Here is a 6,515-nt window from a genome sequence, read left to right as displayed (position 1 = left end):
TAACTTTGATGCACTGGTTTTACTGTACTACACTTACCTGCAATCTGCTGTAATTCTGGCAATGTCCAGACAGCTTGTACTTTTGGGTTATTTGCTTTATTTACCAAGCGAACCTGTTTAGTAATTTGAGTATTGCCTTTTAGGTTGTAAAAGAATTCTGTGTTGGTTGTGCCAAAAAAACGTTCAATAAGCGAACCAAATCTTGGACTAGCAACGGGGCGCTGTTTTTTTGTGCAAGCAAATGCCGCCAGAAGAGTTTCAAAGTAAATACTGCCAAACTCTACACCATTATCCATTATTAGTGTTTCTGGGAAACGTCCAAGTCGTTGCACACAAATTCGCAACACCATCATGCAAGAGCGATACGATGGTGGATCAAAAGTTAAATAGATGGCAAAAATGCGGCGGGAGAAAGCATCAATAAGAATCGTTGCCCAAGGTCTGCCTAAACAACGTCCAGTGCGAGAACAAACTAACTCAATATCTAATTCCGTATGGTCAATGTGGCAGATTTCAAATGGACGACTGCCGTGGTTAGGCGTGGAAAGCGTTAATTCGTGATAAAAAGGATTCTTTTGGTAAGCTGCTCTACTACCTTGTCTTTGGCGAGTTTGCCGTACTGGATCTCGTTGATTAATACGCTTACAGAAAGTAATTCGACTGGGGCAAGGGTCTGTTCTTCCTGCTTTTTCCCACTCTCTAACGAGAATACCGTAAGTTGCCAGTTTTCCTCGCTGTTTGAGATTTTCATAATGCTGTTCAATAATTCGGTCGATGAACTCCCAAGTATCGGGTGAAAAGCGGTCTACTCGATTTCCTTTGTCTCCCCGATTGGGTAGCAAACCAATATAGCCCCAGCCATAATTATTAAGAGCCTTATTAAATCTGGATTTCCAGCTACGGATTGTCCGCTCAGGTACAGAACTATTAATTGGCGGTCTTCCATGTAAATATGGCTCAATGATTTTATAGCGGTAGTTAGCCACGGACAAATCTTCAGGACTGGCGCATTTTAGCTGTTCCCAAATTTCTGTTGTTTTTGCAGATTTAGGTTGAATATGAGTAATTTCTTTTTGTGCAATGAGTGCATCAAAGTTTGTATGAGTTAACTGAATCAGTTCATTTTCGCTTTGGAGAGCAACTTTTGTGTCTCCAATTTGAAGTACACACCAACTTTTACCATCCCAAACAAGCGTTGAGCCAACCGCCACATCAATTCGTTGTCCGCTGGCGATAGTGGTAGAAATTCTTTGAGCAATCATGACATTATATGCCAGTGCCATCTGTTGACTGCTGAAAAGATGAACTTGTTCTGGTTCACTCAAAGCAGCAGCTTTGAGGTCTACATATAATTGCCTTGTTGCAATCAAGGCATAGATATCGTCTACCCAATTGATACTGGTTGATTCTAATAGTTCTTTTAGAGTCATTCCAGGGTTAGCTCTCACGCACTCAACAACCGTTGTTCTTACCTCTGAGTTAACTGTAGTTTCTTGATTGAAATAAGCTTTCAGAAACTGATGGTTGCGGTAAGCAATCCAGTTTATTTCTTGATCTGTACGTAAATGGTAGTACAGTAAAAGTGGTTGAACTTTCGTTTCTGCTGGTGGAGCGTGCCATTGACCGTCTTCGCTCTGTTGATAGCGTGTGGGTTGTTTCTGAGCTAATGTTTTGAGACGTTCGCTCGGTTTCCATTCTTCAAATCCCACACAGTTACAGCGTATGATCAAGAAATCAGGAATGTGAGATGTCACCACACAACGTCCGCTCTTTGATTTGAATGATAGGCTTAAGCGAATTGGTTGGTCATAGTATTCCAAAACATCTTCGTCATTTTCGTATTCGACGATCGCTGGCAGTTCTACTTTATGAGATTCAAACTGAATTGTTTTCCCCATTTTGCGGCTTGGATAGCTACCGCAAACATTTTTCGCTCCCCCACCTACAATCCTTACAGGTTCTGAACAACGGATTTTTTGCACAAACTCTTTTGTCGTCTCTGTTAAACAAAGGCGGCGACACCAGTCTTCAAACTCTTGGTCGCTGAGCATACAGAAAAACCGTTATTTTCGGCAGGTTTATGCTTTATTTTTATACTTTCGGCAAGTTTATCATTTCAAAACTCAACTTTTTCTATTTAGCCAATAAACGTAATAATCTACTTTTCAACTCTTACTGCGGCAAAGTTATGGTTTCAAAAATGGCAAACTTATGGTTACAGTCACACAACCGCAGAGGAGCTGTCGGTTCGCGGACTATGTGAAAAATTGTCGCAGACTAATTGAAAATGAGCGTGGATCAATTAGGCTGGAGAGATTATCACTAGATTGGGGGCAAGAAAGCCTTTGGCAAACGGGGTGAGAAGAATCACCAATAGTGGATCAAAGAAAATTATTGGTAAATTCCCCAGTTTGAAGATGAACACCATCATTTGGTGGGAGTCCCAAATTGAGCGAGATTACATTTATCTGCTAGAGATTGATCCAACAGTCCAGTCATACAGGGGCCAGCCATTCAAAATAACTTATATCTCAAAAGGTGTAACTAAAAACTATACCCCCGATTTCTGGGTACAAAGAATAGGGCAACAACAGGTGATAGAAGTCAAACCTGCATCCCAGGTTAATGACCAAAAAAATCTTGATAAATGGAGACATATCAGCCATTTATGTGAAGAGCGGAGCATGAGATTTATGGTAGTGACCGATACAATGATTCGGCAGCAACCTAAACTGGATAATATTAAGCTGTTATACAAGTATGCCCGTAGTCCATTTACACTACAACAATACTTAGACTGTCAATGTTATTTCACTTCCAGAGAACCAACGCCTTTCAAACAGGTGTGTCATGATCTAGAGCGAAAAGGAATATATCCTAACCTATTATTCAAACTACTGTATTTTGGCTGGCTGTCAACAGATTTAATGCAATCTATAGGTGCAGCAAGTCTAATTCAACTATCTCAATTTAAGGGTGATGTTCAAGCATTACTTTTGGATGTATGAATAGATTCCAAATCAGACCTGGACTTCATTTTTGGCTAAAAGGGCGCGAATACGTCATTAAACAGCAGTTAGCCAATGGTGAATTACAGATATTTGAAGTCGTTACCGAAGTCTTGTCTAGAATTACATATACAGCTTTAGTTCAGTTGCTTTTTAGGGAAAAATTAGAACTTCAATCAACAGAATCTTTTGGTGTTGTTGGACGAAAAGGAAATGAGACTCAAGCTGATTTTACTCAACTTCCTGAAGAAATTCGCTTTGAAGCTAAAAGAAAATACAGTTATGTAAGCTTTGTTTTAGAGCAAGATATACCTCAAAGGACTCCAGCTAGTCTGCAACCGATTATTGAACAAGTGTCAGAACAAATTAATGACCTTAATCCGCCAAATTGGTTAACAGTTTACCGTTGGCTAAAAGCTTATGAAAGCTCAGGTCAGGATATTCGTTCATTAGTTCCTAAGCATAAATATAAAGGAGATTACCGACCCAAACTAGAGAAAGAAGTAATTCAAATTATTGATAGGTGCATTCAAGAAATCTATTTAAATCCTTCTCGACCAGATATGGCAGATGTACATGATGAAATTCTGCGCCAAATTAGGCAGGAAAATCTTACTCGTGCAAGCATTGGTCAAAAAGCTTTAGAAATTCCACATCGTTCAACTATTTACAGATTTGTATCTAAATTAGATCCATGTGTAGTCGCTAAAAAACGTTTAGGCAACCGTATAGCCTCTCAAATGTATGACCCAGTAATGAAGGGGCCACGCCCGAATCGTCCTTTAGAAAGGATAGAAATTGACCACACTAAACTGCCATTGTTTGTAGTAGACGCAGAACATCGAATGCCTATTGGCACCCCTTGGTTAACTTCTGCTGTAGATAAATATTCAGGAGTCATACTAGGGTATTACGCCAGTTTTGAACCTCCGAGCTATTTATCGGTAATGCAATGTTTGCTACACGTTATCCGTCCCAAAAATTATCTAATCGAAAATTTTCCAAGCGTAGTGAATACTTGGGACACTTATGGACTGCCAGAAGTGATTGTGGTTGATAATGGAAAAGAATTTTATAGTACACATTTTGAAGATGCTTGCTTATCTTTGGGAATAGCTATTCAATATTCACCACCCAGAATGCCCTGGTACAAAAGTTCAATAGAACGATATTTTGGTGCGGTAAATAGTCAACTTTTGAGTGACCTACCAGGGAAAAGCTTCTCAAACTTTATGAAGAAGTATGATTACAACCCTCTGAAAAATGCAGTGATTTCTTTTGAAGCACTGCAAGAAATTCTACATATCTTCATTATCGATATTTATAACCAAAGTTCTCATCCAGAATTAAAATCGCCTCGGACATCTGTGTGGTCAAAAGCTATCCAAGAGTTTCCTCCAGCTTTACCAGGCTCTTATCAACAACTAAAAGTATTAGTGGGAAATATAACCACACGCAAAGTCACTAGAAGGGGGGTAGAGTTTGAAGGACTTATCTACAATAGTTTTGAATTATCTCGCTTCCGTTCATCAGCTTTAGCATTAGAAAAAGCAATTGTTAAATATGACCCTACAGATTTATCTAAAATCTATGTTTTTGATCCAACAATTCATCAATTTTTATCTGTTCCTGCTCTCAGCCAAGAATATACTAAAGGGTTAAGTATTTGGCAACACCAAGTAATTAAAAAACTGGCACGTCAAGAAGCTGAAAAAGTCGATATTATAGCATTAGCTTTAGCCAAAGAGCAGATTCAAAAAATTGTTGAGCAGGAATGGATGTCATCAAAGAAAGGCAAAACCCGTACTGCTATGGCGAGATGGAAAGGTATTGGTCGTTCAGGGCTGAATACAGGAGACTTTGAGTTTTCTAAAGATGAGCAGCCTTTGAATAATGATATGGCTATAAATTCAATTGATTCTTCTTCTGTTACTATACCAAAGAGTGAAATTTCAGTAATGTCAGGCATATCAGAGCTTGGTAGTGCATTCAATAATGAATTTTCATCATCTTCAATTGAGGAAAAAATCGCAGCTTCCCCTTGAATTAGAATCAAATTTAGCTAGTGAGGAGATGGCTTTTCGTTTTTACTATGCTTCTGATGGAATTATAGCTTACGTAATGAAGCTAGTTCGTTATGGAACTTACTTGACATTAATAGAAGGTTTAAACAAACTTGATTACCCGGTTCTGGCTAGGGCGTTTGAAAAATATGTAAAAGCTGATAAGCCTTACAAGAAAAACCCTTTCCTTAACGATGATTGTTTAGTAAATCTAGAAAATAAAATATCTTTAAACGAATCTCTGGTTAATATAGGAAGTACTAACCAAAGAATTAAAACTAAAAAGAGAAATCAGAAGGCATCGGATGTTCTGCATAAATAATATTAAACGTGTGTTCCAATAAAAAACTTTTGCGCCGACCTCGCCCGTATATAGATGAGAGTCTCATTGGCTATATTGCTAGACTTGCAGATACTAATTATTACCCTTCTCCAAATTATATTTTAAAAATTTCTCAACTGAGAGTCACAGGAATATATAGTAATATTTTTATCTCTAAAATTGATAATTTATGCATCCTTAGTCAGATCACTGAAGTAGAAGCCAGTATTCTTTGGGCAATGGCATTTTCTTCAACTAATTCTTGTAGCTCTGCATACATCTTCACAAGCGTAGTCAAAGCATTTGGCGAAAATATTTCTACCTCCTTATTTAATAAAACTGGGGCCAGATTTTGCCCTATCTGTTGGCAGACCAAAGCTTATTATTCTCAGGTTTGGCATCTATCTCGTGTTACAGTATGTCCATTTCATAAATGTTTTTTGATTGATACTTGTTACAACTGTAATAATAAAATCAAGTTTTTAAGACCGAGATTGTTCAAATGTCAATGTGGCTTTGATTTTCGTGATTCTCAAATAAATATCGCCAATATCGAAGAATTTGCTCTGTCTTTCCAGATTTACAAACTGTGCCAAGTACCTGAAATAGAATCTATTAATTACAATAGTCAAATTCAAGATTTAGAAGCTGCAAAATCGAACAAATTAAATAACCTTTCCGATTACAATTATGATTTATTTGAAGGTTTAATAGCAAAAAAGCCAAGAGTTAGAAATGATACATTTTTTCCTTTGCTTGGATTAGAAAAATTACTTAATTTTCGGACACAGATGTTGGAATAAATCACTAAGACTAAGTACACGTCATCGTAAAAAAGGGTTGTAAATGAAAATTGCCATGCCTGTAAAACAATACGGTTCAGTTAAGGCTAAAACTCTTTGTCAAAGTCAACTTTTTTAACGTAGACGCAAAGCGGTGAGCCAGTCCGGTGGACGGGTTCCCCGGCATAAAGGAACTGGCGAACCCGTAGGGCTTGCCGCAGGCTACCGCAGAGGAAACAGAGAGAAGAGAAAAAATGCTTAACCCAAGCATATTGGGGTTGATTGGTGTGATTTGAAACAAAAAATGAGATTTTAACTCATGATATGCTTCAGAAATGAG

6 protein-coding genes are annotated in these 6,515 nt (G+C 38.0%); 4 read left to right on the top strand and 2 right to left on the bottom strand.

Annotated features, from left to right (window positions below; translation table 11 throughout):
• The coding region (locus RM049_RS38960; RefSeq protein WP_322708075.1) for a DDE-type integrase/transposase/recombinase at positions 1-2,051 on the bottom strand (2,051 nt) is incomplete at its 3' end.
• A gap of 366 nt (positions 2,052-2,417) precedes the next feature.
• Between RM049_RS38960 and RM049_RS38955 the strand changes: the two genes are divergently transcribed.
• From RM049_RS38955 to RM049_RS38940, 4 genes are read left to right on the top strand one after another with little or no spacing between them, the layout of a single operon-like run.
• Complete coding sequence (locus RM049_RS38955; protein ID WP_322708074.1) at positions 2,418-3,008, top strand: TnsA endonuclease N-terminal domain-containing protein; 591 nt, start codon at positions 2,418-2,420, stop codon at positions 3,006-3,008.
• A complete protein-coding gene (locus RM049_RS38950) occupies positions 3,005-5,053 on the top strand; it encodes a Mu transposase C-terminal domain-containing protein (protein ID WP_322708073.1) in 2,049 nt (682 codons plus the stop codon). The genes RM049_RS38955 and RM049_RS38950 overlap by 4 nt, the downstream gene beginning before the upstream one ends.
• A 28-nt stretch (positions 5,054-5,081) precedes the next feature.
• Positions 5,082-5,393: a hypothetical protein gene (locus RM049_RS38945; protein WP_322708072.1), complete on the top strand. Its 312-nt coding sequence runs from the start codon at positions 5,082-5,084 to the stop codon at positions 5,391-5,393.
• A 29-nt stretch (positions 5,394-5,422) separates the two neighbouring features.
• A complete protein-coding gene (locus tag RM049_RS38940) occupies positions 5,423-6,196 on the top strand; it encodes a TniQ family protein (RefSeq protein ID WP_322708071.1) in 774 nt (257 codons plus the stop codon).
• Positions 6,197-6,272: 76 nt separating this feature from the next.
• Here the strand turns inward: RM049_RS38940 and RM049_RS38935 are convergent.
• The coding region (locus RM049_RS38935) for a hypothetical protein (protein WP_322708070.1) at positions 6,273-6,515 on the bottom strand (243 nt) is incomplete at its 5' end.

It is taken from the genome of Nostoc sp. DedQUE04, from assembly GCF_034530995.1.
GTDB lineage: Bacteria > Cyanobacteriota > Cyanobacteriia > Cyanobacteriales > Nostocaceae > Nostoc.
This window is presented reverse-complemented; position numbering and strand designations above follow the sequence as displayed.

What these genes read in the sequence shown, in the direction of transcription:
- RM049_RS38955 (WP_322708074.1), top strand. Translation starts at nt 2,418, where the DNA reads ATGAACACCATCATTTGGTGGGAGTCCCAAATTGAGCGAGATTACATT.
- RM049_RS38950 (WP_322708073.1), top strand. Translation starts at nt 3,005, where the DNA reads ATGAATAGATTCCAAATCAGACCTGGACTTCATTTTTGGCTAAAAGGG.
- RM049_RS38945 (WP_322708072.1), top strand. Translation starts at nt 5,082, where the DNA reads ATGGCTTTTCGTTTTTACTATGCTTCTGATGGAATTATAGCTTACGTA.